Origin of the sequence: Halomarina ordinaria, from assembly GCF_030553305.1 — an archaeon.
Taxonomy (GTDB): domain Archaea; phylum Halobacteriota; class Halobacteria; order Halobacteriales; family Haloarculaceae; genus Halomarina; species Halomarina ordinaria.
In genome coordinates, this window is the sequence record NZ_JARRAH010000005.1 from 22,603 (window position 1) to 48,120 (window position 25,518).

Below are 25,518 nucleotides of genomic sequence, written 5' to 3' on the forward strand. Positions count from 1 at the left end.
TGATGCCGGATCGGGACCTGACTGATGACGAACTCAGGAACTTCTTCGAGTACGTTGTCAGCCGGGAACCATCCTACGAAGACACGAAGGATGAAATTGCCGCTGAGTTACGAGACTCTGGGGAGACCGACGACGCCCGGACACGGATCGATAACGGTATCAGGCAAGCTCGAAGTCATGACAATTTGCTGGAATCGACGATTTCCGTCTTCCTCCCTAATGGGCAGGTGAACGCCCAAACCGACTGGCGCTTCTTGGGTGCAGAGCCACTGTCTGAGCTGGGCGTGCCAAACGCAGACCTAATCATAGGTAATCCAGAACGTAACTTCGCCGTTATCGTCGAATGCAAGTCTGGACTCTCACGGCCGGGGAAAGCGTTAAACCAGCTGTATGACGCGGCTGATGCCCTGCGCGAACACCAACCCCACTTGGAAGAGAGAATCGGGATGCCCATCGACCAGTTCGAATGTGCACTCAGCATCTCCAGTACAGACGACATCCGACTCGTGCGGGAAATCGAACAGCACGAGCGCGACGGTCGAGCTCAAGAAAAGGTGTTCGTCTGGCGACTCCACTACCTTGAAAATGGTGAGCAGATCGACTTGTTCACCCGCATCGAAACCCGGGAGCCAGGAAAGTCAACGCACGACAACGAGCTCGCCCAAATCCTCTCGGGCGGAATCGATATCACCAACGATGAGCACCTCTCACCCTCGTTCTTCCCGTCCAGCCACCTGTACCGAATCATGGAGGAAGTGTTCTCGACGATACTCACTCAGCGAAAAATCGAGGATGGCCCGATGCGGCATTTCGCCGGGAAAGAAGTTTTGGATATCCTGACGAGCCAGCGCCATCTACCCCATTATGACGCCGACGAGATAGGGACACGAATCTACGAGGAGTTGATTAGCCGGTTGTTGGACTTCAAGCTGATCGTCAGTATCAGCCCGTCCGACACGCAACTGACCGGTGACGGGGAGTTCTACCGATACAAGGGACGAGGCCGGTCGATGAGCACGATTCTAAACGACCTTCAGGACGGATACAAATCGGCTGCCGTAGAACAGGAAATCGAACTCGAAGCGATGCGACGCACTATTGAGCAGTACGAGGACGAGCAGAGTCGGCTAGGCGATTACTGAATCACTTTGGTTGTCGGATGGAAGTATAGTGTTGTTCGCGCCCAATTTGAGTAGGGAAACCCGTATACGATTACTCCAGCATTTATCGATGCAGTCGGCCGCCAAAGGACCGACGACGACCATCTTGATATCAAGGGCATGAATCTGACAGTCAAAAATATCAAAGAAATGAATAGAACCGATGACACCGGCACGTGACTGCTATTCGACGGTAGCTTCATCCTTGGCGTGCGTGGTGAGTATTCCTTCGCTTACACCGTCTCACCTACTGTTCAGACGCACTGCGGTCGAATCGTTTGACAAGATTCCGTGGTACACCGCGTCGGGATCTCTGACCAGATCTGCTGGAAGCAACGGATCGCATTGAACCACTCGCCCCGCTATACGTCTCTGTCTCAACTCGGCGTTAGATAGACGTGCTCGTCGACCGCGTAGAGATAGCCCTTTGAGAGCAACTCGGAGAGGAAGTGAGAGGCATCGGCCGAATCCATTCCGTCGTCGGTGAGCACAGTGAGAGCATCTTCCCGGGAGAGACCGTCGGCTCGTTCAAGGGGCTCGTGAAGCGTCTTGAGCGCATCGGTTGCGGAGGGACTCAACTGCGTTTGCTCGGGCAGGGTCATACCCAACTATCGAAAGACAGCTACTCTGTGCGTATCAACCTACGGCAGACACTCGGCTGACGAATCCTCGGCGAAGCAGAGACACGACGAGTGCGCTGCCACCAATTATTACTGTGGAGGCTCTGTTGAAATCCTCAGTAAGTGATATGTTCTCAGCGTTCTGCTGAATATAGAGCGCGAGTGTGTCGAGCGAGAGAAGATGGGCTTTTGCGCACGCCCTCTCTCGCTCTCACCATGCAGACGTTCCTCCAACTCGTCCACGAATACGAATTCGATCTCCCCGACCGGTTCGAGGGTGACCCTCGCACGCCTGCCACCTATGTCGAGCACTTTCTCACGACGTTCACCGACCCTGACGACACTATCCTCGACCCATTCGCCGGCTATGGGACAACCCTCAGGGTCGCGGAACGGATGGGACGGGAGGCATACGGCATCGAGTACGACGCCGACGTTGCATCGTTCGCTCGCCAGCAGGTTGACCATCCAGAGCGAATCGTCCACGGGGACGCGCTGGAGGCTGCGAGCTACGACGACGTACCACCCGTCGATTGTTGTTTCACCTCACCGCCGTACATGATCGAGGTGATGGAGGCGGACCCGCTGACGAACTACACCGAGACCGGTCGGGAGTACGAGCGGTATCTCGCGGACCTCGGGCGTGTGTTCGACCACGTCGATGACCTGCTTCGAGCGGGTGGTCACGTCCTCATCGACATATCGAACATGAAGTTCGAAGGGACAGTGACGACGCTCGCGTGGGACGTCGCGGACGAGGTGGCTGACCGGTACCGATTCGAGGGCGAGGTCGTGGTGACGTGGAAGGCTGATAACTCCTCACGCGACTACGGCGAGGGTACCTACGGCTACGGCTACGACCACAGCTACGGTCTCGTGTTCGAGCAAGAAGAGGAGGCTACTACGTCCTCCGACAATTCTTGATATCCACCCACGACTGAAGTCGTGGGCTTCCTCCTCGATCTCTGTAATAAGCATACGTTGTCTATAGTCCAGTTCGCTCTGACAAAGGGTAAATCACCGATGGCAGACTGCTGCATACATCCTCTGTATCTCGCACACCGATTCTATCAGCCCCTAAGGATTTCAACAGAGCCATTCTGGTCTGTTTCCGGGATGCTGGCGGTATTCCTGACTACAGAGAACATTCAATATGTGTGTGTGCTGGTGGCTGTACTAAATCCTCCAGTGAGAGGCCGTTTGGTAAACTCGTGCGAAATGTGTACCGTGAGATATTCCGTCGATTATTCGAATGGATCTTCACTTACACACTCGCAACAGAACGTGAGCCTCGGCGGACTACCGACCTTGGACGCGTCTACAGGGATGTGGGCTGTCGCTAGTTGGTGACGATCACGGAGGTTGGTCACGTTATTCTTCAGGTGATGGCACTCAGGTGTGGCGTGAAAGAGCACGTCCTCACGCCACGTTGTGAACCAGAACCGCTTCATCGGGACGGATTCGACGTCTTCACTCATGACTAATGTTATCGATTCATATGGATCCCTCAGGGAGATATATGTTATTGTGATGGAGTTGCCCGAAAGCCTCGACTCAGTCCGATTGCTCTCTTCCGACATTTCTCCCTCAACTACGTAGAGAACTCTTGAATCTCGCTCTTACCAAACAATCGCGTTTGAGCGTGCCTCTAATGTTAGGTAAGACACCAGACGTGAGCGACATCTTGATTCCTCCCACAGGCCGCGGAAGGGAGTAATGCGAAAGAGTAGTTGAACTGCGTGTGGTGCGGGCGTACTGGTGGTCGGAGAAGCCCCACAGAGATTACCGAGGCGTTCGGTCAGGGCTTGGTTGGTTGACAATGGGGTGCGAAAAGGACGGTTCAGGGGACCAGTCGATCTCTGCTGCGGAGGACCTGTTTTCACTGGTACCGAGCGTTCCGGCAGCTGGTTCCTTCCGCATGAGCGCAACCCGTAGCCCCGTGCAAAAGAGCTAGCCACGGAGACAATAAGAGAGAGCATCGTGGAATCGGATGACGTGGTTATGGTGAACGTCGTCGTTCGAGGAGTCGCATGTGGGAGACTGACAGGGAGACTACGCGGGAGACACACAGGGAGACAGACGGGTAGGATGTGGGAGACACACAAGGAGACAACCGACGTGCGTGTGGGAGACTGACAGAGACACGCGAGCGAAGAGGACGCGACGACGGGCCGGTGCGTTACTGGTACTGCCGGTTGAGCACGTGTTCTTCTCGCGCGAGGTGCATCACACCAGTGTGGGCGCCAAGTGCCTGGATCGTGTGACCAAGGCGTGTGACTCGGTACTCTCTCCTTCCTGGTGAGACAGGAACCTGTTTCACGAGGCCAACACGGACGAGATCTCGAATCTGGGCGTCCTCGATTTGAGTCGTATGACCAATTCCGTTCTCGCTTTCCCCCTCGTATTCACCAGCATCGATTTCGGAGAGGAGTCCACGAGTCTCGGGGTGGGAGGTGACGCGATACAGCTCTCGGTACTCGTCGGCAGTAAGCAGACTCGTCTCGGGGAGTGTATTGAGGAAACGAACGATGTCTAGTGGGATGGCACCCGACATGTGGTGGTCACTCATCGTCGTGCTCGCACATACTCAATGACGACCAGAGGAGGGTCGGTGGAACTCGGACTACACTTCGACGGCCTGTGCTTGACGAAGTAGATGCGCGAGTGAGATGACTGCGATACCGCAGTTCCGACATGACAGTGCTCAGCGTTCTACGTATGTCCTCGAACTAATGTCTTTGTAGCTGAGTCAGGCCATCAGCTATCCGACTCAGCACCGTCGCCAGAGTTCCAGAACTCGAGTCGACTTCCCCACGCCGCCAGCTTCCGAGTAGCTCTGACCCGAATCGGGAGGAACTGATCGGTCTTTAATACGGTAATACGCTGGATGTTGTTGTCCCGGAAGAGCTGCTCGGGCCCGCCGACCGGCTCGAAGTCCTGTTCATTCTCGTTGTACCGGTGTGGGTCGCTTATCCGGAGTTCCTTTTCCCGGCCGGCTCGGCTCCATCCGATTACGTCCCCGATGTACGTCTGATCGTCGCTGGTCTTGACCATCACCTGCTCCGCATTCTTGAGGTATTCTTCCCAGGGTTGGCGCCTCGAGTAGGAGATCTGCGTCTTGGCCTGCAGGATGTCTCGGAACATACCGGGGATGTCGATGATGATCGCTGCGGCGTAGAGGACCCCAACGAACAGCGACGTCCCGAATATCAGGAGGATATAGTCGATGCGGAATGCCGGGTCGAACAGAATCGACTGGAACTGGGAGAACGAGGTGATGGGTTCGACGAGCAGCTGGTAGACGCCGACGAACAGGGTGTCGATAAGGAGGCTGGATACGAGGCTCCAGACGAGAAGGACGAACTGCTTGATGTCATCCTCGATCGCGGCCAGTGAGATGGCAGTCATCACAGCGACGAAGCCGGGCGCTATGAGGACGGCGTAGAAGATTGTGCTTCCCGGAGGGTTGACCATTCGTAGTCCGGGTTACTCGCTGCAATCGGAGCTGCTGGAGCCGTCGGAGTTGTCGCCCCCGGTGTTCGAAGGTGCGTTGGGGTCGACGCTACTGGGGATAGATACTTCGTCGGCCGAGGGGACCTCGTTGTCGCCGGACGGGTTCTTCCCGCCGCTTTTCTCCGTGCTGTCCGAGCCTGAGTCGCTTACTTCCTTCGTGCTGGCGTTCGCGCGGGTGGTCCGCTTCCTGTTGCCGGATTTTTGAGCGCTGTTGGTGGCCTGATAGCGTTCGTCGTCAGTGCTCTGGCTCTTGCTGGCGGCGAGTGCTTCGGTACTGGCGCCGTCGCTAGAGGAAGAGGAGTTGTTTGAAGAATCGCTGCTAGACTCACTACTCGAGTCTTCGCCCATAGAGGGCAGTATGTCCCGAATACACAAAAATCGTGGTCAAGTACGGTGAAAGTGTAACCGCAATACGTCGCAGAGAGTGCTCTGGAATATCACCCATCTGGCTGAGAAAGTGTCGCTACGGACCGGTTCAATACATACCGTACTTGATTTTTGCCCTATGCAGTTCAAATCACTTTCCCTGAATTCGCCCGATATCTGCTTGCATCGGTATTCTCTTTCTATACTTGCCGCACTTTGAACACTGTTCAACAATCTCTTCTGTATTACTCAAGGCAGTTCCTCCGAATCCGGCTCCAATCCCTCTGAATTCGTGTTCGCAGTCCTCTTTGCTCACTGGTTCGGTTCACCTCCGATTTTTACGCTGGTTCTGCAGTTTGGGCAGGTGGCGTAGTACGTGGATTCGCCTTTGTACTCCCATTCTCTGCCGCACCTTTGGCATTCAAGTTGTTTACCCATGACATACAACCACCTACTATTTTTAAAGGTAATCCAGAGCCACTAAACATTGATTAGTCTGTGGTAGAGAAATACAACAACTGATTGAACAATGAGCGAGAAGCCATTTCCGGATGCCAGGTTTTCAACGCCCGAAGGCGAACTTGCATCCGCAGACTTGTTCGACATTAGTCACGACCCGGAACTCCTCCATGACTACATTCAATCGCTGAAGCAACACTCCGAGTCCACTGACGACGGCTCAGCTGTTTCCATATATCGAAAAGTATCCATCTTCCAGCAATCAATGCAGTATCTCGAAGAGTTCGCCCTATACTTCACCGGATACGCCCAAAGACGGGAATCATTCATACAAACGCTACTTACTGGATACGGACACAGCTTCTACGACCACATTGAGCAAGGAAAGACAGACACCTATCTAGTGGAGCACGACGTCGAACAAAACTACACAGAGGTTATCAATCGAATATTCGGCTACTCACAGGTCGACACCTTCCAGCGAGATGATGATGAAGATTACACAGGTAGTATCGCAGGGGAAGAAGAGGAAGTCAAAGACGAGAAACTGGCCGAGCTCATTGATGTATCGGTCAAGTCAATCAAGCGGCGAATCAGCAAGTGTGCCAATTTCTACATCAGATTTAGCGATATTTATAACGCTGTCAAACATGGTACAAGGGTCGTACCGCTCCCGGAGAACGAATTCAGAATTACTCTGGAGACTGCAGACGGTGAGGAAACAATCGAACCTGTAGAGGACTATGCAATGTTCCTCTGCAAGGACGAGCTGCAGCAGCCATATGCTGTCTATCATCCAATTGATGTTCTATCGAACCACGCTCTATCTATTGTTGAGTTAATTCACGAGATGTTCGTGCCGATGAAGCAGGTATCTGAGGCCCAGATCCATGGAGAAGACAAATTCAGAACGGCTTCTTTCGAGTCTGCAGAGGGTAGTGGCAACACGTTATCTTATGCTACAATTTGGAATCGGAGCAGTGCATTTGTGCTACCTGCTGATCAAGCGGCGAACTACGAATCTGCTGCTCGTAGTAGGGACATCGCGGTGAACATCACTCAGGATGGTAGTACGACAGAAGTGAGAACCGAGCTCGATGACCAACCCTCTGATGAATACCCCGTCATGACGTCTCTGGTGGTTAGCGGTACGAGTGGCCTCAAGCCGGACTATCTACTCAACTTCTCCGGGACTATCCACTTCGAGACTCTTGACGTCAAACAACATTGGGATCTTCTCAAAGCTGATGAGAGAATGAGAAGTGGAAGGTATGAACTCAATTTCGTGGACGACCGAAGCGGGGACGTAGTAATTTCAGATACGCTTGAAGAGCCACTGTTCCCAGATCTCCCAGAACTACTCTCGGATGAGATCAGTTTGCTACTCTTTCGACTTCAAATGGCTGCAGAGCGACGCATTCCTGTCCCAGTAAAATTGAATGAAGAGCAGGAAGAGATTCTTGAGGGTAAGGTAGGCGAATCACTGAATAGCGGGGGGGCAGAAACGATACTTTCACAGCTTGAGGACGTAGATTCGAGCCGATATCTGAATCTGTTTTTTGTCTGGGTTGATGAAGATGGGGATGTTTCCGAGTTAGAGCATGTAACAACCCAGGAAGACGGCAGTATCCGAGTGATGTGTTACGAAGGTAGTGAAGACCGTGATAGCGGTGAAGGCCCAGACTCTGACCAAGGCGAGCAGATGGAACTAAGCCAGGTAGACACCTTTGAGATTGGACTAAGCGATTTGAGTAAGACCGAGTTCGTAGAGTTTGCTCGGCGTGAGGACACTACAGTGACTGACCTATTGTCTCAGACATCACCTGTTCTACCCGACTCCGATTTTTCACCAGACCAATTGCTCAGAGTTGAGCCGACGCAGACCAGTTCCGACTTATGGCAAACCACTGAATCGCTCTACGTCTATCTACCAAGATCGGCATCACCCTCCGAGTAACGTTTGAGAGTATCTGAGTTGAACTCCTTGAAATGACTGATTATCGACAGATATGTGCCGGCAATTCCCCTTTTCGAGCCTTGTGTGACTAATTAAGACAGCTCTTGTAAATGCGGGCTAAAGGGATACAGACACATCATTGTGGTATCTCAATTTGTTGTACATGTACTCGGCATGGATCGTACTCATTCGCAGTTTATCAGTAAAGACTAGCAGATGCCTATCGGTCTGACGTTGTATTGGTATGTCCCGGTAACCACCACACGACCCCTCGCGCCCCCACAGCCTTCGAGTGCAACACACCTGCTCGCTCTAACTTCTTCAGTCGGTCAAGCATCCCTCGACGCGTCAGCGAAAATTCACCGGCGAGGTCAGCGGTCGTCAGGACGGGATCAGATGCAGAACGGAACACCTCCAGGATCTCCTCGTCGCTAACCGTGGGTGGTCGACCGGGCGTTCCGCTCATCACAGTGGCTTCTGAGCGACTACGGTTAGTGGTTTATTCCTTTGTGAAACGTATTGTCTGTTCATTCCTACAAAGGAGTTATATCGGTGGGCAGCCCTGCTAGTGAGCGATGACGTGTCCGCCCCACCCCTCAAGCATCACACGCCCCGACCTACTTCAGAGCGCGCCCTGCGAGTAGGTCGATGACGGGGGAGTGGGCCGAAGAGGAATTCATCTCCGACCTCCACCATGCGCTTCGGACGACGCGGCGCCGCCTCGTCATCGAATTCCTCTCGACGAGTCCGAAGTCGACCGTCTCCCTACGCGTCCTTGCACAAGAGGTCGCCGCTCATGAGCAGGGCGTCGAGCCAGAGTTCGTGAGTGGAGAGCCCTACCGGAACGTGTACACTGCCCTCTCCCAGACGCATCTCCCGACACTCAGAGAAATTAGAATCGTCGAGTACGACGCTGCGCGTCAAACCGTCTCAGTCGGAGATACCCTCCCACTCGCCGCTCTTCTGGTGGCACTCAATCGCTCGACCGTCCGGACGCTCCGGCTTTGTTGAAATCCTCTGTAGATGATGAGTTAGAGCGGACGTGCTGCATACAGGGCGCATATCTCTCTGATTACCCTTCCCTAAACAATCCTATATATGATAATACGCATGTGTCTCAACATTCGAGTACACAAATGACAGTTCCGTAGTACTCTCGGTAGTGGTAGCACTGAAGTAGTTACACACCCGACATAAATGGGGGAGGAAAGATGGGGGAAACTATATCAGCAAAATGGCTCGGAGATGAATCCCTTCCGAATGAGGGGTGGCTCAAGTCGCATTGGGATCGTGAGACTGAACAAATGCAGACCGAAGAGATGGTCGAAGAGCAGCTACGCCAGAGCGATGCCGGACAACGTGTAAGAACACTGCGTCAAGAGCTCTCTCAGACCGCCGGATTTAGTGAAACAGAGATTGACGACCTTCGGACTGAGTTGGCTAATCAGCAGCGCCAGAAATTAGATTCCATCCAAGATCGCCTCGGGAGGCACTCTGTGACGACGGAGACCATATCCCTTGAAGAGATTCTCGGTACCCCACTCTCAACGGAAAGCGTACCTCTAGTTGGATGGATCTCGCCGGACGATTCTTCCGTAGCTGTGAGGAGGAAGGGAACGAAAGAGCCGACACATATTGTTCGACTTGAGGAAGATTATACCGTCTTTCGGGGGGGTATGTCGGTTTCTGGTAATGGTGCCAACAATAAATACTGGGCGACACTAACAGTCTGGCTCTACTACAGCGTTCAGCCCCCAAAAAGAGGGATGCTTACCGTACGGGCCTTCCCTTCACTTCATGGGGGATACCAATTATCAGCTGATGATTGGTTCCCTACCAACGCTGCCGCCCGGACTACAGGCGACTATCTCTGGGCTGCTACACAGAAAGGAAAACAAACCGGCATCATACATCAACGATTCCTCGAGGCAATGGAACGAAACGGGACAACGACGAGGAAGATCGACCGAATACGAGATCCTGTACATACGACACTGCCTGTAGCGGCTGACGAACCGGTGTACCTTCAGTTTGGGTTTGAGTTGTATGCCGCTGGCGTATCGTCATTAGGCCAGGCTGATCTCTATTTTTACTGGGAGGAAGAACTTGGTCACCGTATCATCGTCCCGCCCCTGTACTGGACGCTCGAGCCGTTGTGACGGTGATAGGCGAATTAGCTCGTGCTTCTCGTTTTTATCACACTAGTTGTTTTTGGAAAATGTAACATGATTAGAGCAACTCCTCTGTTTTCAGCAGGACGTTCTTGAGAGGTGCCAAGAGAATTGTTCACCGGCGCGTTAAATAGAGCCTCTGCATACAGTAGCCTCTCAAGGAACTAATGACGGTCTGTTAGAACGACCATGCGGAATAAAGGACGTGAATGTGACATGAAGCGGATTGCGATTATGTGATGGGGTCAAATGCTCAGAATAAGGTTGAACACAGTGTGGTCGTTCCAGAGACAATCCGAACCACTCTCCACTCGGCACTCGATAATAATTCTGTACTAGGCGGTTCCAGCGCCTGCCTTATCTTCGTAGAGAGCGCAACGCTAGCATGAAACGACCAAGCTTAAAAAGACGTGATGTAATAAAAGCTACAGGAGCAGTAGCGCTTGGTGGGTTCACCCTCGCAACACCAGCTGCCGCCCAGGAAAACGTAGAAGTGAGAACCAGAAGCTTTGATTGTGAAGCTGCAAGCCGGACAATAATTGTTTCTTCTATCCCAGGTACATCTGCAGATGTGAGGGTATCTGGGCCTGGAACGATTTCTCCTCTTTTCTTTACAGTAAAGGAAAGTCAAACTATAGTCAATATCACAAATATCACCTACAGCTCTGATGGAACTGCGATTTTCCGTATCACTGCGAAAAGTTTACAGACGGGTGCTATAGGGGTGATAGAGATTAGACATCACGAAGATTGCCCTGTCCCCGCACCACAAACCCGTGCGGATTGTTTGAATGGCGGGTGGGAAATGCGTGGCTTCCGCAACCAGGGCCAATGTATGCAGTGCGTTGAGTCCGGTAAGGGTTGTTCGGATTAATCGTATTCTTCGGCTCTGTTGAAATCTTCTTGTAGTCTTGCGGTTCCCTGAGAAGGTCGTTCTGCGTCGGGTCCACGAAATCCAGTGGGAAGAGTAGCTCTTCTTGATGTTAAATCTGAAGGATTTCAACAAAGCCGACGCTCCCCAATGTCGTCGAGCGAGCAGAGCGACGATAGTGAACCGATCAATACACAATACATAGTGTACTGGTGACTAGATAGTCACTCGATATGGAGCGAAATACAGCCCTCACAGTGTATCTTATTCTCCCGTGTCTACTGTACGGAACTGCCTTTGCTACCATTGTGACCCAGTACCCCGAGATGATCAGTACAGAGCAACTCCGTGGGGTACACGCGGTGTTCGGAGCAGTAATCGCCTGCATTCTCTACACGAAAAAAGACGAGCTCACTGGGGGATGCCTGACGGTCGTCTCTGCCGTTCATCCCAAGCTCGATGTCTATTACCTGTCCTCGTCAATCGGCGATTGAGTAAGGCGTCTGTGGCTGTACGAGGGCTATGCCACCCGCCAACACCCAGTCGCTTGGAGAATCAATCGAGAGGAGACATCGAGAGCAGAGCCATGCCACGCGGTGACGACGCATCGACTGCAATCAGCGACGTCGTCCCGCGTATCACTGGAGACGGCTTTCGGGAGTGGTACCAACAAAAGCGGTTTCGCGAGAACATCAATCAGGGTACGCCGTACTTCAACGGAGTTCGTCCTCTCCCACCTCCCGAGAAGCACAGTCCGAGTCGCCTCTTGCAGTGCCACCGGAGGCACTACTACAATCTCCATAACACTCCCATCGAGACGGCACCTCCGACGGGCATCTTCTGGATCGGCTCACGGTTCGAGGAGGAGGTCGTCCTCCCGTTCCTTCGGGATGCCGTCGGACCGGCCTGGTACGTCCGAAACTCGATGTGGATCGACTTGACCATCAGTGTGGATGGCGAGGACCTCCGGATTCGAGGCGAGACCGACCCCGTCGTCGTCGACGCCGACAGCACGCCTCATCTATTGACCGAGGTGAAAACGACAACCTCTGTCTCGACGCTGACCGAGCCAAAACCCCACCATCGAGCCCAAGCACACGCATATTTGTATGGCCTCTCGGAGCAGTACGACTGCACCATCAATGACGCGTTGATCATCTACGCAGAGCGCTCCAGTTTCGAGTTGCAGGTATTCGAAATCGAGTTCGACCCGGAGTTCTGGCACGACCGAGTACTCGAGTGGGCACGCACCGATACCGGCTATCGCTCACGTGAGGAACTCCCTCCCGCTACGCCAGAGTTCGACTGGGAGTGTCGGTACTGTTCGTATAAGCGCCGCTGTGGGAAAGAGAAGGCAGGCCACGAAGATGCACCACCTTCTGGATTACTTCCGTTGACGGACATCTACCCTCGGGAGCGTCTCGACGAGTATCTGCAGGCGTATCCAGAGGCACGTCTCACGCCGACGCTCGCAAATCGCTATCCCGACCTCGCTACTGAGAATGGCGTGTACCCCTGGACCTGTCCCGTCTGTGGTCACGAAGTCCCGTTCGATACAGTGGAGTGGGACGGGGACACCGAGGCAACACCCGTGTGTCCGTCCTGCGCCGAGAATCGGATTTTCTCGGCGCTCGCTGGACCGACACCCGAGTACCAGCACCAGCTACTCATGGAGGAACCAACCGATGAGCGAGCACGCCCCTGAGGACACATCCGGTTGTATTGGTGAGACTATCACCGAGCGCTGGTGTCCGGAATGTGCAGCGACCGACATCGACCGGACAGTCCCCGCAGTTGAGGCGGTCTGTACAGTCTGTGGAATCGTCATCACCGACCTCGCTGCAACGACCGTCGAACCGACACCTGAACCACCAGATGAGGACACAGCTGAACGCGCCGAGTGGACGGACGTCTATACGGTCTCGGATAGTACCGAACAGCGCCTCGCGGATGCGTTCACCTGTCTGGAGGCACTTGCAGACCACCTCAAGGCGAGTGTCGACCTCAAGCTGCGTGCTGCGCAGGTGTACTGTGATGCTGCCCTCGCCGACCTCGTTGACGGCCGATCCACAGAAACCGTCGTCGCGAGCACGCTCCTCATTGCAGGGCACGACCTCGGCGATGCATATCCATCGAGGTGGGTTGCTCGGGAACTCGGCCTGCGCGAGCGGACCCTCCAGCGAACCACCCGTGACCTCACTCGCACGCTGGACCTACAGGGTGCGTCTCCCCCGGCGGGGTATCTCTCGTTTCTCCGCCGCGAACTCCACCTCGACGCTACTACTGAACAGCAGGCACGAGGACTGCTGGAGCAGGTCGTAGCGGAGACCGCGATTGCGGGAAAGCATCCGGCGAGCGTTGCAGGCGCAGCACTCTATCTCAGTGCCGACGGTGCCGTCACACAGCGTGAGGTCGCTGACGCGGCCGGGGTCACCCAGGAGACGATCCGCGTTCGACTCCGTGAATTCCGGGAGGTACTCAAGACGTGACGGGCGATTCTGAGCACATACTGGCGCCACAGCGGATCGCATCCGATGAGTTGGGTGAAGCATCGGCGGCGGTCTACGCCCGCACCTCCTCAGCAAATCAACGCTTCGGGCACTCGATCGACGAACAGGTCAGAGCGTGTTGTGACCGATGCCGTCTCCTCGGGTGGGAGGTGACCCACGTCTTCCGTGACGAAGCGGTGAGTGGAACGGAGATCGACCGGCCGATGTTCCAGCAGATGTTGCATGCGGCCGAGGCGGGCCACTTCGACGTCCTCGTCTTTTGGAAGCTCGATCGCTTCTCGCGGAGCATCATGCACGCCGTCAAACTCGAACGGTCATTTCGAACGTGGGGTGTCGCCCTTCACAGCGCCACCGAGCATCTCGATACGACGACTGCCACAGGCCAATTCAACTTCCGCAACATCGCGAATGCCGCCGAGTTCGAACGCGAACTCATCAAACAGCGGACCGCGATGGGGATGAAGGCACTCGCCCTCGAGCACAAGTGGCCCAACTCACGTCCCCCATTTGGGTATGCGAAGCGAGCGGATGGCCGCCTCGAAATCGATCTCGAAGAGGCCCGATGGGTCCGGTGGATCTTCGAGACGTATCTCGAGTATAAGTCGATGGCCGATGTCGCTCACATGCTGAACGACCAGGATGTGCCAACGGGAACTAGCACGGCGTGGACCACGAATACGGTTCGAACAATCCTCACGAACGAGTTGTACGTCGGGCAGTACTCCGTCGCGGACGTCGAGGACGATGTCCCCGAGTATCGCCTGCTCGATGACGAACTATTCACCAAAGCTCAGCGCGTCCGGACACGCTTTAGGCGCACGAGCGGAGAGCGGCCGAAGATGCGCCAGCACCGCAAAGAAACGCTTGTGGAGGGAATACTCCAGCAATACGAGGAATATCTCGAGACCGGACGATCTGCGGCCGACTAGTACTGAGCTATTAGTTATCGATTGAGGTGTTCCACGAACCAATCGGTCGCTGGGGTGCTCGTCTCTTCGAACTTCTCGACGTATGCATCGAAGTGTCCACCATCGATGGTCACCAATCTCTTCGGTTCGTGCGCTTCCTCGTACGTTTCAAACGCTTTGTCAGCTACGGCCAACTGATCGTTTTCTGCTACGATCATGAGGAGAGGGGTGGGGCTTATCCGCTCGACATAATCGATGGGAGAGTATTCACCGAGCATCTCGACTGTTCTGAGCGTCACTTTGTTCTCCCAGTTCGGCGCACGCTCCTCTTCCGTCTCTGTAAACCACCGGTAGGAATCCTGCGTTGGGAGAGCAGCATCACCAAGGAGATCCTCCGACACAACTGGAACCATCTGTGGCTCTTCGCCGTTGAACCGCGCAAGCCGGTCCTGATCGAACTGCTCACGGAATCCATCCAGAATATCAGGCCGGACGAGTCGGCGAAGGTTATGGTACCCGTCTGTGAGCGGGACTTGCGAGACGATAGCGTCCACTCGATTGTCGAGTGCACCCACAGTCAGAGCGTGGCCCCCACTATAGCTCGAACCCCAGACACCGATGTGGTTTCCATCGACTTCGTCGCGGGTGAGCGCGTACGTAATCGCATGCCGATAGTCCCGTACCTGTTGCCACGGGTCGATTTCGTATCGTGGTTCTCCGTCACTCTCGCCGAAGTTCCGGTTGTCAAAAACAAGCGCCGCAAGCCCGTTATCGCTGAATTTCTCCGCGTATTTGTCAAGGTACATCTCCTTGACTGCCGAAAACCCATGTGCCATTACAACCGTTGGAACGGGCCCATCAGCGTTGTCTGGCGTGTAGAGCCATCCTCGGAGGACATCACCTTCCGCCTCGAACTCGATATCTTCTCGCATGTCATTTGTTATCCTACTGCGATTACAAATACCTGTGTTCTCTGAAAGGTTATATTCTCTCAACTAGCACTACTAAATTTTAATCTTATTCACGATAGTAGACTACAATTTGAAAGTATCTAAAACAATGACGTGGATAGATGGATGTTATCATTTAACATACGGCAGGCAAACGACTAGCTGGGATTTGAGATGCCTCGAGACATCAGCGGGAAAGTGACGGTGGTAACGGGCGCGAGTTCAGGGAACGGACGAGCTATTGCCAAAGCCTTCGGCGAAGAGGGCGCACCAGTCGTGGTCGCCGACGTCGTCGAGGATCCCAGAGAAGGCGGGTATGAAGATGAATCCGGTATGACGACCGCAGAAGTCATCCGAGAGAGAGGTGGCGAAGCGACGTTCGTCGAATGCGATGTAACTGACCGAGACCAGATACGAGCGGCAATCGAGACTGCCGTGGATGAGTTCGGCTCATTTGACGTGATGGTAAACAACGCGGGTATTTTCACTCGCCTCGTCCCAACGTGGGAGACCACCCAGGACGAATGGAACAAAACAATCGCCGTCAACCTGACTGGAGTCTGGAACGGGTGCAAAGAGAGCATCGATCAATTCCTTGAGGACGAAACGCAAGGGAATATCATCAATATCGCCTCGGGTGGTGGCATAGTCGGTCTGATCAATGAGCCAGCATACACCGCGTCCAAGGGAGGCGTGGTCCAGCTCACAAAAACGGTAGCGCTGGACTGTGCTGACCACAAAATCAACGTCAATGCTGTGGCGCCAGGGTGGATCTCGACCTCTATGACACGCGAATACTTCGAAGACGAGGGGATCCGAGAGGACCTCGAACAGAGCACGCCCTGGCCTCGATTGGGTCGCCCTGAAGACGTCGCCAATGCGTGTACCTTCTTGGCCGCCCCGGACTCTGAGTTCATCACTGGCAGCGTGTTAGCTGCTGATGGAGGATTTACCGCTCGCTAAGGGGAAAACCATCAGACCCCTCTAGTTTGGTTCAACAACCTCCGGTAGTTTCCGCTCCCGTAATCACGACTCACCGACTACACACGTCAGATTCGTCAAGATGAACATATACGGTGCATACGAGCAGTCTGTACTCGTCGCATTGCGCGACTGGACACAGTCGAGAACGATGATACGGGACGTCGGCCATCAGTAAAACGACCCCCAATCAGTAGGACTACAACACGAAGAATATTCTAGAGCATTCGTGTCCCCCGACCCAGACAGAAGACCGGAAGCAGTCGTCAAGCGACAGACAGAGGCATACAACGAGGGTGATATCGAGGCATTCACCGCGTGTTACGCCGAGGACGCTGTGATTGAGCGACTCGACGCCGAGGGGGTCGTTGCGAACGGAGACGATGAGATTCACGACCAATATCGCGAACTGTTCGAGATGCTCCCTGAACTCACATGCGGGGTGACCGATGAGTTCACTTTCGGAGAGTATGTCGCCTGCAAAGAGCGAGTTACGGGAACAGACGATCCTGTCGTTGCTCTTGCCGTCTATCTGGTTCGGGATGATGTAATTCAACACCTCTGGCTTGGTGGCGAACCCTAGTCGCATTCGTCGCCAAGTGTTACTCATATCATCGTCGCGTTAAGATTTCGAAACGAGCAAGCGGCTCTCAGTGCTTGCTCGGTACGTACTGTGAGTGTCGCTGAACGCTCATCCACAGTGGATTTCAACGGAGCCGTCGACGTCACGATTCGCGGGGTCTGCACCGTGTCGTCTACTGAGTACGCATCGCACACGGTCGAGGAAAAGGGTCCGAGTGTTGCCACTCACGAAAAGTGGCTCCCGTACGGTGTTCACAGACTAACGGTGGTCGTCGAAGCGGCTGGCCTTACTCGTCACGCATCTCCTCCAAGAACTGCTCAAGTTCCTTGGCTATTCCTTGGAGCGTGCGATAGTCAGGCCACTTCGATTGCCGGTCACACTCATTACACTGGTAGTTTTGAACCGAGATCTCTCCCGTTTGCTTTACCCCGTTTTTCACCAAGTCTACGCTACCACATGCGGGACAGTGAAGCTGCAAATTCGGGGCGACATTCACTAACCCGTCGATGCCAATCAGATCGACGAAGTCCGTTGGCTCTACCGTCTCGTTCGTCTGCGAGTAGGTCCTCGTCTTCGCCGCAATGACGTTCTGGACCCGTGTGTAGAGTTGTTCGTCGACGATCGCCAAATCCGCGTCGTCCACAACGACCTTCTTGTCGTCGACCCGACTGGAATCGACGTTCATCGTGGGCTTTCCGATGTAAACAGGGCGCTGGAGGAGGTTACTCACCTGCCCTCGGGTCGGTCGGATACCCCGATGCCCGTATTGTTCCGCCAAGTGGTCTGCCGTTCGTTGATAATTTTGGTGTTCGAGGAAGTGCTCGAACATATCTCGAACGACGTCGACCTGGTCCGGATCTGGTGTAATCCACGTTGGACTCGTATCGTCATCATCGCTCTCCGGGAGAGGGGACGAGTCCTCACTTCCGGAGTGGCCTTGACAGCTCATTGGTCATCCCCCTTCTCAGCTTGGTATCCAAGTGGCACTGTGTTGAACACCGACCACCAGTTTCGTTGATTTTCGAATTTGTGGATGACGGTCTTGAGAGAGTTCGTGACACGGGTTTCGGTCGATACGTGCGCTGACAACGACTTGAGCGTGGTTGTGATCAAGTCGTCAATACACTCCCCAATGTTCACCTCCTCTCGCTCCATATTGACTCTGATTCCCTCATTGTTGAGGAGATGGAGGAGATAGAGCGTTTCAGGAGCGTTGCGCCCTATCCGACTGACATCGTTAACGACCAACACGTCGAATTTGCCGCTTCTGGCTAGTTTGAGCACTCTACGAATGCCCGCTCTTCGGAAATCAGTTCCAGTTTCTCCGTCATCCACGATCTCAAAGACGACCTCGTAGCCTTGTTCTCTGGCGAGTTTACGCAGATTCTGGAGTTGCCTCTCGAGGCTTTCACCATCAGTCACCTGACGGAGCGTGGACACTCGCACATAAATGAGGGCGCGAAGTGGCCGATCCATCTCTTTTTTCTCTAGCAATTCTCCTAACTCCGTGACGGTGATCGAAGAGACCGACTCATCACCCACAGATTGATACTGGTTCGTTGCTGAGTCAGGTGTGTTGAGAGTGCGTCCGACAGGGGTATCCGAGTAGTCAGAGATCGCAGCCTGATGATCCACTGCGGAAGGCATCTGCGATGGCTCAGCAGACATCTGTACTCACCTCCCCTCGAACGACTTTCATGTATGACGGAGGGAGCGTTCGAGCCAATCCGCTCAAGGCCCTTTTTATGCCCTGTAAAGGCGATACGACTGCATGGATGATGAGAGCAGGGTACCCTCCACTCATCAAACCCTTATAAGGCAATCTTAGGTTCCTGGCACCATTCTGACGTCTTTTTTGTGACATCGTAACTGGAAACCAATCGCGCCCCGGTAAGTAGTTTCTGTTCGAGAAATCAGTATCCGAAAGAAATACAGAATATACATTCAGAGTTTTAATACAAACGGTAGTTGTCCAAACAGAACTGACCGTTTAAATTTAATATTCTTAGATATAGTGGCACTTAGTGCATCGCCTGAGATGTCCACTATCAAGCACTAGCGAGGGGATCGTGTGATTCCTTCTGGCAGTTCTGGAAGCGACCCCCCGACCGATTTATACTTCGAGTAGCGAACACATTCGTATCGATGATCACCGATGCTCGGGTGTTGCGTGCTGACTTCGTTCCGCGTGACGTCGAGCATCGCGACAGCGAGGTCGATGCACTCTCGGCAGTCTTAGAACCACTGGCGAGTGGTGAGCCGTCCGACCCGGCCATCCTGCTCGGTCCTTCTGGAGCAGGAAAGACGTGCATCTCGCAGTTCACGCTCGAACAACTGCGCCAGGCCGTCCTCGATATCGAAGTCCAGTACGTGAATTGCTGGCAGAACTACTCGGAGTATCGCGTGCTCTATCGCGTCCTCGAAGGGCTCGGCAAGACCATCGACATCCATCGCCAATCGACCCCTCGCGATGAATTGCTCGAGCGGCTTCGCCAGTACGACGGGCCGCCCTGTGTCGTAATCCTCGATGAAGCCGACCAGCTGGAGGACAAGCGAATGCTCTACCATCTGCACTCGCTGCCGCAGTTCACGCTCGTCCTCATCGCCAACGAAGAAGCCGAAATCTTCGCGAGCGCTGACGAACGCGTGACCAGCCGATTTGTGGGCGCCGAACGCATCCAGTTCGACCGGTATTCTGTCCCGGAGCTCATTGCCATCATGGACGCGCGTGTCCGGTGGGGCCTGCAACCCGACGTCGTTGGGGAGGGAACGCTCCGGACGATTGCGGACGTCGCTGCCGGCGATGCCCGAGCCGCGCTAAGTATCCTCCGGAACGCCGCTCGTCACGCCGACCAGAAGGGTGTCGAACGCATCACGCCAGACCTACTTGAAGCCGCCATCCCCGATGCCCGCCTCGAGGTCCGGCGCAAGAACGTCGACACGCTCACCCCCCACCAGCGCACCCTCTACGAACTCATCGAAGAGACAGGAACGATCGACCCCGCGGCCCTCTACGAGGAGTATCGCAGTCGCGTCGAGAACCCGAAAGCCGACCGCACCGTTCGAAATTACCTCCAGAAACTCGCTCGCTACAATCTGATTCGTATCGAGGGGACGAGTCGTGACCGGCGCTACTGTCGTGTCGAATACTGAGGACGGTGCAACCGGGAGGCTAATCGACCAGAGAGGAATCGACGATTCGCGTGAGGGACCACGTGCTTACTCGTCGGTCCCACGAGCGAGTGCCTCGTACTGCTCAACGATGTCCTCGGCACACGAGGAACAACAGACGTGATAGGTATCTCCGGATTCGACTTCGACGGTCTCTCCGTCATCTGCGATTGGTTTCCCACAAATCGGACACTCGAGATCCAGGTCGCCAGTCCCGAGTTGTGGTTGCCACGCCGACTCCATTACGGATTCAATGTGGTAGTTCCGCACTTGGTCGTCGGTCAGTACGTCGGTGACTAGTTCTTGCACCTCCGCGGGGGAGAGAAGCACTTTCGCGATGACCGTCGACGCAGCCGTGTGGAACACGTGTTCGACGTCGTCGGCATCCCGCAGCGTTGTGAAGACGTCTCCGGCGTGACCGAGACGCGCCTCAACCGTGAGGAGACATGCGTCGTCGTCGGCAAACTGCGTCCGGTCGACCTGGACGGTGAAGCGCTCGATGACGCCGAGGTCCTCCAAGCGCTCGACCCGATTCGAGATGGTCGGGGCAGAGCGCCCGACATCGTCTGCGATGTCGCGGAACGACCGTCGGCCGTCTGCTAGCAGGAGTTCGAGGATTCGCTGATCAATGGTATCGAATTGTGTCATCGTGATTACTCCGCTGCACTCTCGCCCATCTTGGCTGGGTTGCTCATCCCCTCTTTCACGCCGTAGCGAACGAGAAGGACGTTAATCGGCCACGCGACGAGGAACCCGATAGAGAGCGAGAACGCGAGTGCCGACCAGAACAGGAGTTCTCCCATGTGTGCATCGGCGGCCAGTAAGAGGTCGGTCCCGATGGCGAAGACTTCCATAATCGTAATCGAAGGAGTCTCACTCAGGAAGGCGTCCCAAGTTGCCTTGACGAAGCCGACGCCATCCTGCATCAGCGGACCGATGGTCAGGCCGTAGCCGAAGAGGTAGGCGAACCCAAAGGTGACGGCCGCGACCCATCCGACGCTGAGCGCGAGCACCCCCTGCGCGAGCGTGATCCCGACGACTTCACCGGCACCACATCCCGAGTAGCAGTGGCTCGTCGAGCGAAAGCCCCGACGCCACAGCGAGTCGTGGGCGATTTGCGTGCGTCCGGTGTACCAGTAGACGCCCAATCCGAACGGGCCTGAGTACAGCACGACCAGTGTCCAGACGGCCTTCATCATGGAACCCAACTGCGGATTGTTCTGCCGGAGGTCCCACCACAGGACACCGAGACAGACGAAGACGAGCAGTGCCCACCCCCCGACTAACAGTGGGTTAGAGAGGAGCGGTACGAGGACCTCCCGGGCCGGCTCGAATGCCCGCTCGATTCGTGTCGTGAGTTCTGCAACGCCTCCCGACGATTGCATCGTCGTGAGTACAGCGATGTCAAGCGCGTCAACCATTGCTCGTCTATGCGGTTCTCACGGCTCGTTTAACCGGTTTATCCCTCCGCTTCGAAAGTCGATCAGTGGCCAGCGAACGGCATCCGTCGACAGATCGAACGCCACGAGCGGAATCTTCCACAGAGCGGTGGTTTCGAAACCGTAGCAGCGTCGGTATGCAATTTACAGACAGCGGGTCGTTCCGAAGGGCATGACCAGTTCGTAAACGATGACAGTGGCTGACGAGCGTCTAGTGGATTCGGATGAATAGCCAGGGGCTCAGAACTCGCTACCCTAGCGGTGACATGGTCTGATCGAGTTTTAGTTCGTAAGCGAAAAATCGCTTGAAATAGCCGCCCGTCGGTATACCCGCAATGGTGTTACAAGAACTCGATCACCTCGACGAGAACACGCAGAACTGCATCGACGACTGTTTCGCGGCCGTTCAAGCCTGTGAGTGGTGTGCCGACGAGTGTGCCGGACACGGTGAGGAGATGGCGGAGTGCATTCGCCTCTGCCGTGACGTCGCAGATATCGCTGCCCTCTGTGCCCGGACGTGCCTTCGACAGTCGGAGTACAACCACGGCATCGCTGAGGCCTGCGCGGGCGCGTGCGAAGCGTGCGCGGAGGAATGCGAACAGCACGACCACGACCACTGCCAGACCTGTGCCGAGGTCCTTCGTGAGTGCGCGGAGAGCTGTCGGAGCATGATGGCCTGAATCGGTCAGGAACCTTACCGGCGGACGAGACGAGGTGCTCCGTACGCGAACGATCGCTCAGGGGTGTACGCCCTTCAATATGACCGAAACCATCGAAGCACCTCGCACGTGGAGTATGCGGATGGCGCTCAGGGGCTACGTCGTTCAGTGATGATGGTCGTTTGCTCTCGCACTGTCGCTTGCGATGGAGGATACGGAGAGGAACTCGGACGGGTCGGTTTCGAAGGCTCGTTTACAGTGGGTAGAGCAGAAGTAGAACGTCTCCCCGCGATGCGTCACCTGGGGAGCGTCGTCGTCAGTCCGCATCCCACAGACTGGGTCACGATATCGGCCGGGCGCTCCGAGCCCACGCCAGTAGGCGTACAAGAGGACACCGGAAAGGGCGAACGCGATCACGTTCAGGTAGAACGTATAGTTGATTGTGAAGTACGTCTGTTCGGAGGCGGTCTCGCCCCCAGCGAGGTCCGGGACGATTCCAAGAGCGCTGAACAATTCCTCCATGAGAAAGCCTGTGAAGGCCATCGTGACGAAGAACACACCGAGGATGTACAACATCACCTTCCAGCCGTAGTACTTGCGGTAGACGTTCAGAACGGGAATCGTGATGAGGTCAGCGTAGACGAACGCGATGACCCCTGCGAAACTAACTCCCCCACCCCATAGCGCGACGGCGAACGGGACGTTGCCGATACTCCCGACGAAACTGATGACCGCGATTGTGACGCCCATAACTGCGTTCTCGGCGCTCGCGATGACGCCGTCTCCTCGGATGAAGAGGGCATTCCAGACCCACTGCGGGACGAACACGATGACGAACCCCGAAATTAGGAATCCCGCGACAACGTCCTTCCAGATCATTGCCCACTCCTTGCGGTACTGGTTTCCGAGTTTGTACCAGCCGCCCCACGAGAGGAGTTCGTCACGCCACCCGCCGCTACTGGCTGCCTCCTGCTGGTAGGTCTCCAGACAGCCCTTCGAGCAGAACTTCAGGGTCTCACCTCCATCGGTCGCGATCGAGTACTGGTCGTTCCCTTCCATTCCGCAGGTCGGGTCTTCCGTCACGCCCTGCTCGTCGTCACGCTGGGTCAGTTCCGCTCGGACCTGCTCGAAGAGGTTCTCGGGAAGCGTGACGTGGACGATGAGCGCCATCACGGTGATGAGTACGAGTCCGCCGAGGAGCTCTGCGACGAGGAACTCCCAGCCCAGAAGGATCAATATCATGAGTCCGAGTTCGACGATGAGGTTCGTCGAGGCGAACATGAACGCGAGGACGTTCACGACGTGCGCACCCTTCTTGAACAGGCCTTTTCCGATCGCGACAGCGCCGAAGCTACAGCCGCTGCTCGCAGCACCGAACACCGTCGCCTTAGTGAGTCCACCCAGGCTTTCCTCCCCGAGGAGTCGCGCCATCCGCTCCTTGGAGACATAGACCTGCACGAGGCTCGTGATGGTGAGTCCCATAATAATCGCCCACGAAGCCGTCCAGAGGAATCCCCCGCCGATTCGTATCGCCTCGAGAACCCCATCGATTACTGTGGTTTGCATAGTGTTACCTACTAACCCGCAATTTTTGCCAGTGTCTCTTACGAAGCCAGCGTGGTCCTCGCTGTGAACCTCACCTTCGAAAGGTCGGGCAGTGAACGAAACACGCGATGGGAAAGGGGTCCCGCGAGGTACCCCGAGGAGGGACCACCAGCAGGGTGGTCGTCGAACGAACGTCGCGCGAGCACTGGCGAAAATGCGCGGGAGCCACCTGCCGGAGGGAGTAGTCACCGTGTCTGAGAGTCAGGGCAGAATCGAGGGGCCGATTCCCCAAGCGGCCCCCGTCGAGACCGGGCGCTCCCCGTCCTCGACAAGCGTCGCGACTGCAGCGAGATGGTCAGCTTCGAACGCATGTCTCATACCGAAGGCCCCGCCGACGAGAAGCGCACCTTCGAGCATGCGTGCTCTCGCTTCGAGAGCGGCAAATAACTGGTGTGCTCTGTCACGACACCGCGATACGACCATCCGCACCGTAACACTCAGCACCATCGTGGTCGTGGGTGGCGAGAGACGAGCATATGGCAGCGACACCCGTCTCTCTCGCGCTCGGTCTCCTCCTTCTGGCTATCGTCGTCGTGGATCTGCTGTGGACGGCGCTGTGGGTGGAAGGGGGAGCCGGCCCGCTCACGTCCCGACTGATGGCGTGGATGTGGCGGGCACTCAGACGAGTTGGAAGGGACGACGACCGATTCCTCTCGCTTGCGGGGCCGCTCGTCCTCGTGACCGGCCTCACGGTGTGGCTCCTGTTGCTCTGGGTCGGGTGGACGCTCGTCTTCGCCACGTCGGACGCCGTCCTGGTCGACACCGTCGACGGAGGCGCAATCTCGTGGACCGACCGCCTCTACTTCACCGGGTACACGATGTTCACCCTCGGGAACGGCGACCTCGTCCCGCGGGAGGGCGTCTGGCAACTCGCGACCGTCCTCGTCACAGCCAGCGGAATGCTCCTCGTCACGCTCAGCGTCACGTACGTGCTCTCAGTTCTGGACGCGGTCACCCAGAAGCGCGCGTTCGCCGGCGGCGTGAGTGGGCTCGGACAGCGAGGCGACGAACTCGTCGTGACGGCGTGGGACGGACAGACGTTCCAAGGACTCGACCTGCAACTGAGCGCGTACACGACGCAACTGAACACGCTCACAGCGAATCACAAGGCGTACCCCATCCTTCACTACTTCTACAGCGCGCAGACCGAGCAGGCTCCGGTCACGAGTATCGCCGTCCTCGACGATGCACTCACCCTCCTGAAGTACGGCGTGCCCGAGGACGACCGGCCCAGTGACGCCATCGTCGAGAACGCGTGGTCGAGCGTCGAGGGGTACCTCGAGACGCTCCATGGGGCGTTCATCCGACCCGCGAACCGGCTGCCACCGGACCCGGACATCGCCTCACTCCGCGCCGCGGGCGTTCCAACGGTCCCCGACCGCGAGTTCGAGGCAGCGCTCGACGAGTTAGACGACCGACGGCGGACCGTCCTGGGGCTCGTCGAGTCCGACGCGCGGCGATGGCCGACTCGGGACACCCGATAACTCAGGTCGATAGCCGGTCACGAGAGAGCGAGCGTCTCGTATGACTGTGGACGCACCTCGGCGAGCCGAGCCGAGTCCATACTGCCTTCGCCAGCGATATCGTACGACTCG

The 25,518-nt window shown here is 55.8% G+C and carries 28 protein-coding genes; 15 read left to right on the forward strand and 13 right to left on the reverse strand.

Features of this window, described 5'->3' with window-relative positions; genetic code table 11:
• Positions 1–2 precede the first annotated feature (2 nt).
• Positions 3–1,142 carry a hypothetical protein gene (locus P1Y20_RS17930; protein ID WP_304450059.1) on the forward strand — a complete coding sequence of 380 codons (1,140 nt, stop codon included), beginning with the start codon at positions 3–5 and terminating at the stop codon, positions 1,140–1,142.
• Positions 1,143–1,537: 395 nt separating this feature from the next.
• On the opposite strand, the gene P1Y20_RS17935 is transcribed toward P1Y20_RS17930, so the two are convergent.
• Positions 1,538–1,762: a hypothetical protein gene (locus tag P1Y20_RS17935; RefSeq protein ID WP_304450060.1), complete on the reverse strand. Its 225-nt coding sequence runs from the start codon at positions 1,760–1,762 to the stop codon at positions 1,538–1,540.
• A gap of 234 nt (positions 1,763–1,996) precedes the next feature.
• Here P1Y20_RS17935 and P1Y20_RS17940 point away from each other — a divergent pair, with 234 nt between their 5' ends.
• The gene (locus P1Y20_RS17940; RefSeq protein ID WP_304450061.1) at positions 1,997–2,704 is read left to right on the forward strand and encodes a DNA methyltransferase; all 708 of its coding nucleotides are present in this window, start codon (positions 1,997–1,999) and stop codon (positions 2,702–2,704) included.
• A 1,255-nt stretch (positions 2,705–3,959) separates the two neighbouring features.
• Here P1Y20_RS17940 and P1Y20_RS17945 read toward each other — a convergent pair.
• The 4 genes from P1Y20_RS17945 to P1Y20_RS17960 form a co-directional block, all read right to left on the reverse strand.
• Entirely contained in the window at positions 3,960–4,349 is a 390-nt protein-coding gene (locus P1Y20_RS17945) for a hypothetical protein (RefSeq protein ID WP_304450062.1), read from the reverse strand.
• Positions 4,350–4,537: 188 nt separating this feature from the next.
• A complete protein-coding gene (locus P1Y20_RS17950; protein ID WP_304450063.1) occupies positions 4,538–5,254 on the reverse strand; it encodes a DUF6338 family protein in 717 nt (238 codons plus the stop codon).
• Between the two features lie 12 nt (positions 5,255–5,266).
• The gene (locus P1Y20_RS17955) at positions 5,267–5,641 is read right to left on the reverse strand and encodes a hypothetical protein (protein ID WP_304450064.1); all 375 of its coding nucleotides are present in this window, start codon (positions 5,639–5,641) and stop codon (positions 5,267–5,269) included.
• 169 nt (positions 5,642–5,810) lie between these two features.
• Positions 5,811–5,975: a hypothetical protein gene (locus P1Y20_RS17960; protein WP_304450065.1), complete on the reverse strand. Its 165-nt coding sequence runs from the start codon at positions 5,973–5,975 to the stop codon at positions 5,811–5,813.
• A gap of 213 nt (positions 5,976–6,188) precedes the next feature.
• On the opposite strand from P1Y20_RS17960, the gene P1Y20_RS17965 reads away from it, so the two are divergent.
• Positions 6,189–8,075, forward strand: a complete 1,887-nt coding sequence (locus P1Y20_RS17965; protein WP_304450066.1) for a hypothetical protein — start codon at positions 6,189–6,191, stop codon at positions 8,073–8,075.
• A gap of 220 nt (positions 8,076–8,295) precedes the next feature.
• On the opposite strand, the gene P1Y20_RS17970 is transcribed toward P1Y20_RS17965, so the two are convergent.
• Positions 8,296–8,541 (reverse strand): winged helix-turn-helix domain-containing protein, encoded by a 246-nt coding sequence (locus P1Y20_RS17970; protein WP_304450067.1) that lies wholly within the window; start codon positions 8,539–8,541, stop codon positions 8,296–8,298.
• A 182-nt stretch (positions 8,542–8,723) separates the two neighbouring features.
• Here P1Y20_RS17970 and P1Y20_RS17975 point away from each other — a divergent pair, with 182 nt between their 5' ends.
• The 7 genes from P1Y20_RS17975 to P1Y20_RS18005 all read left to right on the forward strand — a co-directional run bounded on the left by P1Y20_RS17975 (position 8,724) and on the right by P1Y20_RS18005 (position 14,556).
• Positions 8,724–9,086, forward strand: coding sequence for a DUF7344 domain-containing protein (locus P1Y20_RS17975; RefSeq protein ID WP_304450068.1), 363 nt, complete (start codon positions 8,724–8,726; stop codon positions 9,084–9,086).
• Positions 9,087–9,379: 293 nt separating this feature from the next.
• Positions 9,380–10,234: a hypothetical protein gene (locus tag P1Y20_RS17980; RefSeq protein ID WP_304450069.1), complete on the forward strand. Its 855-nt coding sequence runs from the start codon at positions 9,380–9,382 to the stop codon at positions 10,232–10,234.
• 397 nt (positions 10,235–10,631) lie between these two features.
• Positions 10,632–11,120, forward strand: coding sequence for a hypothetical protein (locus tag P1Y20_RS17985; RefSeq protein ID WP_304450070.1), 489 nt, complete (start codon positions 10,632–10,634; stop codon positions 11,118–11,120).
• A 230-nt stretch (positions 11,121–11,350) separates the two neighbouring features.
• The gene (locus tag P1Y20_RS17990; RefSeq protein WP_304450071.1) at positions 11,351–11,611 is read left to right on the forward strand and encodes a hypothetical protein; all 261 of its coding nucleotides are present in this window, start codon (positions 11,351–11,353) and stop codon (positions 11,609–11,611) included.
• A 92-nt stretch (positions 11,612–11,703) separates the two neighbouring features.
• Positions 11,704–12,822, forward strand: a complete 1,119-nt coding sequence (locus P1Y20_RS17995; protein WP_304450072.1) for a CRISPR-associated protein Cas4 — start codon at positions 11,704–11,706, stop codon at positions 12,820–12,822.
• Entirely contained in the window at positions 12,803–13,606 is an 804-nt protein-coding gene (locus P1Y20_RS18000) for a transcription initiation factor IIB family protein (RefSeq protein WP_304450073.1), read from the forward strand. The genes P1Y20_RS17995 and P1Y20_RS18000 overlap by 20 nt, the downstream gene beginning before the upstream one ends.
• Positions 13,603–14,556: a recombinase family protein gene (locus P1Y20_RS18005; protein ID WP_304450074.1), complete on the forward strand. Its 954-nt coding sequence runs from the start codon at positions 13,603–13,605 to the stop codon at positions 14,554–14,556. The genes P1Y20_RS18000 and P1Y20_RS18005 overlap by 4 nt, the downstream gene beginning before the upstream one ends.
• A gap of 14 nt (positions 14,557–14,570) precedes the next feature.
• Here the strand turns inward: P1Y20_RS18005 and P1Y20_RS18010 are convergent, their stop codons facing one another.
• On the reverse strand, positions 14,571–15,467 hold the full coding sequence (locus P1Y20_RS18010; RefSeq protein ID WP_304450075.1) for an alpha/beta hydrolase: 897 nt from the start codon (positions 15,465–15,467) through the stop codon (positions 14,571–14,573).
• A gap of 192 nt (positions 15,468–15,659) precedes the next feature.
• Between P1Y20_RS18010 and P1Y20_RS18015 the strand changes: the two genes are divergently transcribed.
• Together P1Y20_RS18015 and P1Y20_RS18020 are read left to right on the forward strand one after the other, a co-directional pair.
• Positions 15,660–16,448: an SDR family NAD(P)-dependent oxidoreductase gene (locus tag P1Y20_RS18015; protein ID WP_304450076.1), complete on the forward strand. Its 789-nt coding sequence runs from the start codon at positions 15,660–15,662 to the stop codon at positions 16,446–16,448.
• A 247-nt stretch (positions 16,449–16,695) separates the two neighbouring features.
• Positions 16,696–17,049: a nuclear transport factor 2 family protein gene (locus P1Y20_RS18020; RefSeq protein ID WP_304450077.1), complete on the forward strand. Its 354-nt coding sequence runs from the start codon at positions 16,696–16,698 to the stop codon at positions 17,047–17,049.
• A 286-nt stretch (positions 17,050–17,335) separates the two neighbouring features.
• Here P1Y20_RS18020 and P1Y20_RS18025 read toward each other — a convergent pair whose 3' ends face one another.
• Both P1Y20_RS18025 and P1Y20_RS18030 read right to left on the reverse strand, forming a co-directional pair.
• On the reverse strand, positions 17,336–17,998 hold the full coding sequence (locus P1Y20_RS18025) for a recombinase family protein (RefSeq protein WP_304450078.1): 663 nt from the start codon (positions 17,996–17,998) through the stop codon (positions 17,336–17,338).
• Complete coding sequence (locus P1Y20_RS18030) at positions 17,995–18,717, reverse strand: recombinase family protein (RefSeq protein WP_304450079.1); 723 nt, start codon at positions 18,715–18,717, stop codon at positions 17,995–17,997. The genes P1Y20_RS18025 and P1Y20_RS18030 overlap by 4 nt, the downstream gene beginning before the upstream one ends.
• 477 nt (positions 18,718–19,194) lie before the next feature.
• Here P1Y20_RS18030 and P1Y20_RS18035 point away from each other — a divergent pair, with 477 nt between their 5' ends.
• Complete coding sequence (locus P1Y20_RS18035) at positions 19,195–20,202, forward strand: Cdc6/Cdc18 family protein (protein WP_304450080.1); 1,008 nt, start codon at positions 19,195–19,197, stop codon at positions 20,200–20,202.
• A 66-nt stretch (positions 20,203–20,268) separates the two neighbouring features.
• Here the strand turns inward: P1Y20_RS18035 and P1Y20_RS18040 are convergent, their stop codons facing one another.
• Together P1Y20_RS18040 and P1Y20_RS18045 are read right to left on the reverse strand one after the other, a co-directional pair.
• Complete coding sequence (locus P1Y20_RS18040; RefSeq protein WP_304450081.1) at positions 20,269–20,868, reverse strand: winged helix-turn-helix transcriptional regulator; 600 nt, start codon at positions 20,866–20,868, stop codon at positions 20,269–20,271.
• Positions 20,869–20,873: 5 nt separating this feature from the next.
• Positions 20,874–21,605 (reverse strand): DUF4396 domain-containing protein, encoded by a 732-nt coding sequence (locus tag P1Y20_RS18045; RefSeq protein ID WP_379738186.1) that lies wholly within the window; start codon positions 21,603–21,605, stop codon positions 20,874–20,876.
• Positions 21,606–21,994: 389 nt separating this feature from the next.
• On the opposite strand from P1Y20_RS18045, the gene P1Y20_RS18050 reads away from it, so the two are divergent.
• Positions 21,995–22,339: a four-helix bundle copper-binding protein gene (locus P1Y20_RS18050; protein ID WP_304450083.1), complete on the forward strand. Its 345-nt coding sequence runs from the start codon at positions 21,995–21,997 to the stop codon at positions 22,337–22,339.
• 144 nt (positions 22,340–22,483) lie between these two features.
• Here the strand turns inward: P1Y20_RS18050 and P1Y20_RS18055 are convergent, their stop codons facing one another.
• Positions 22,484–23,884, reverse strand: coding sequence for a permease (locus P1Y20_RS18055; RefSeq protein WP_304450084.1), 1,401 nt, complete (start codon positions 23,882–23,884; stop codon positions 22,484–22,486).
• 240 nt (positions 23,885–24,124) lie between these two features.
• The gene (locus P1Y20_RS18060) at positions 24,125–24,280 is read right to left on the reverse strand and encodes a HoxN/HupN/NixA family nickel/cobalt transporter (RefSeq protein WP_304450085.1); all 156 of its coding nucleotides are present in this window, start codon (positions 24,278–24,280) and stop codon (positions 24,125–24,127) included.
• Positions 24,281–24,399: 119 nt separating this feature from the next.
• Here P1Y20_RS18060 and P1Y20_RS18065 point away from each other — a divergent pair, with 119 nt between their 5' ends.
• The gene (locus tag P1Y20_RS18065) at positions 24,400–25,407 is read left to right on the forward strand and encodes a potassium channel family protein (RefSeq protein ID WP_304450086.1); all 1,008 of its coding nucleotides are present in this window, start codon (positions 24,400–24,402) and stop codon (positions 25,405–25,407) included.
• The last annotated feature ends 111 nt before the right edge of the window (positions 25,408–25,518 follow it).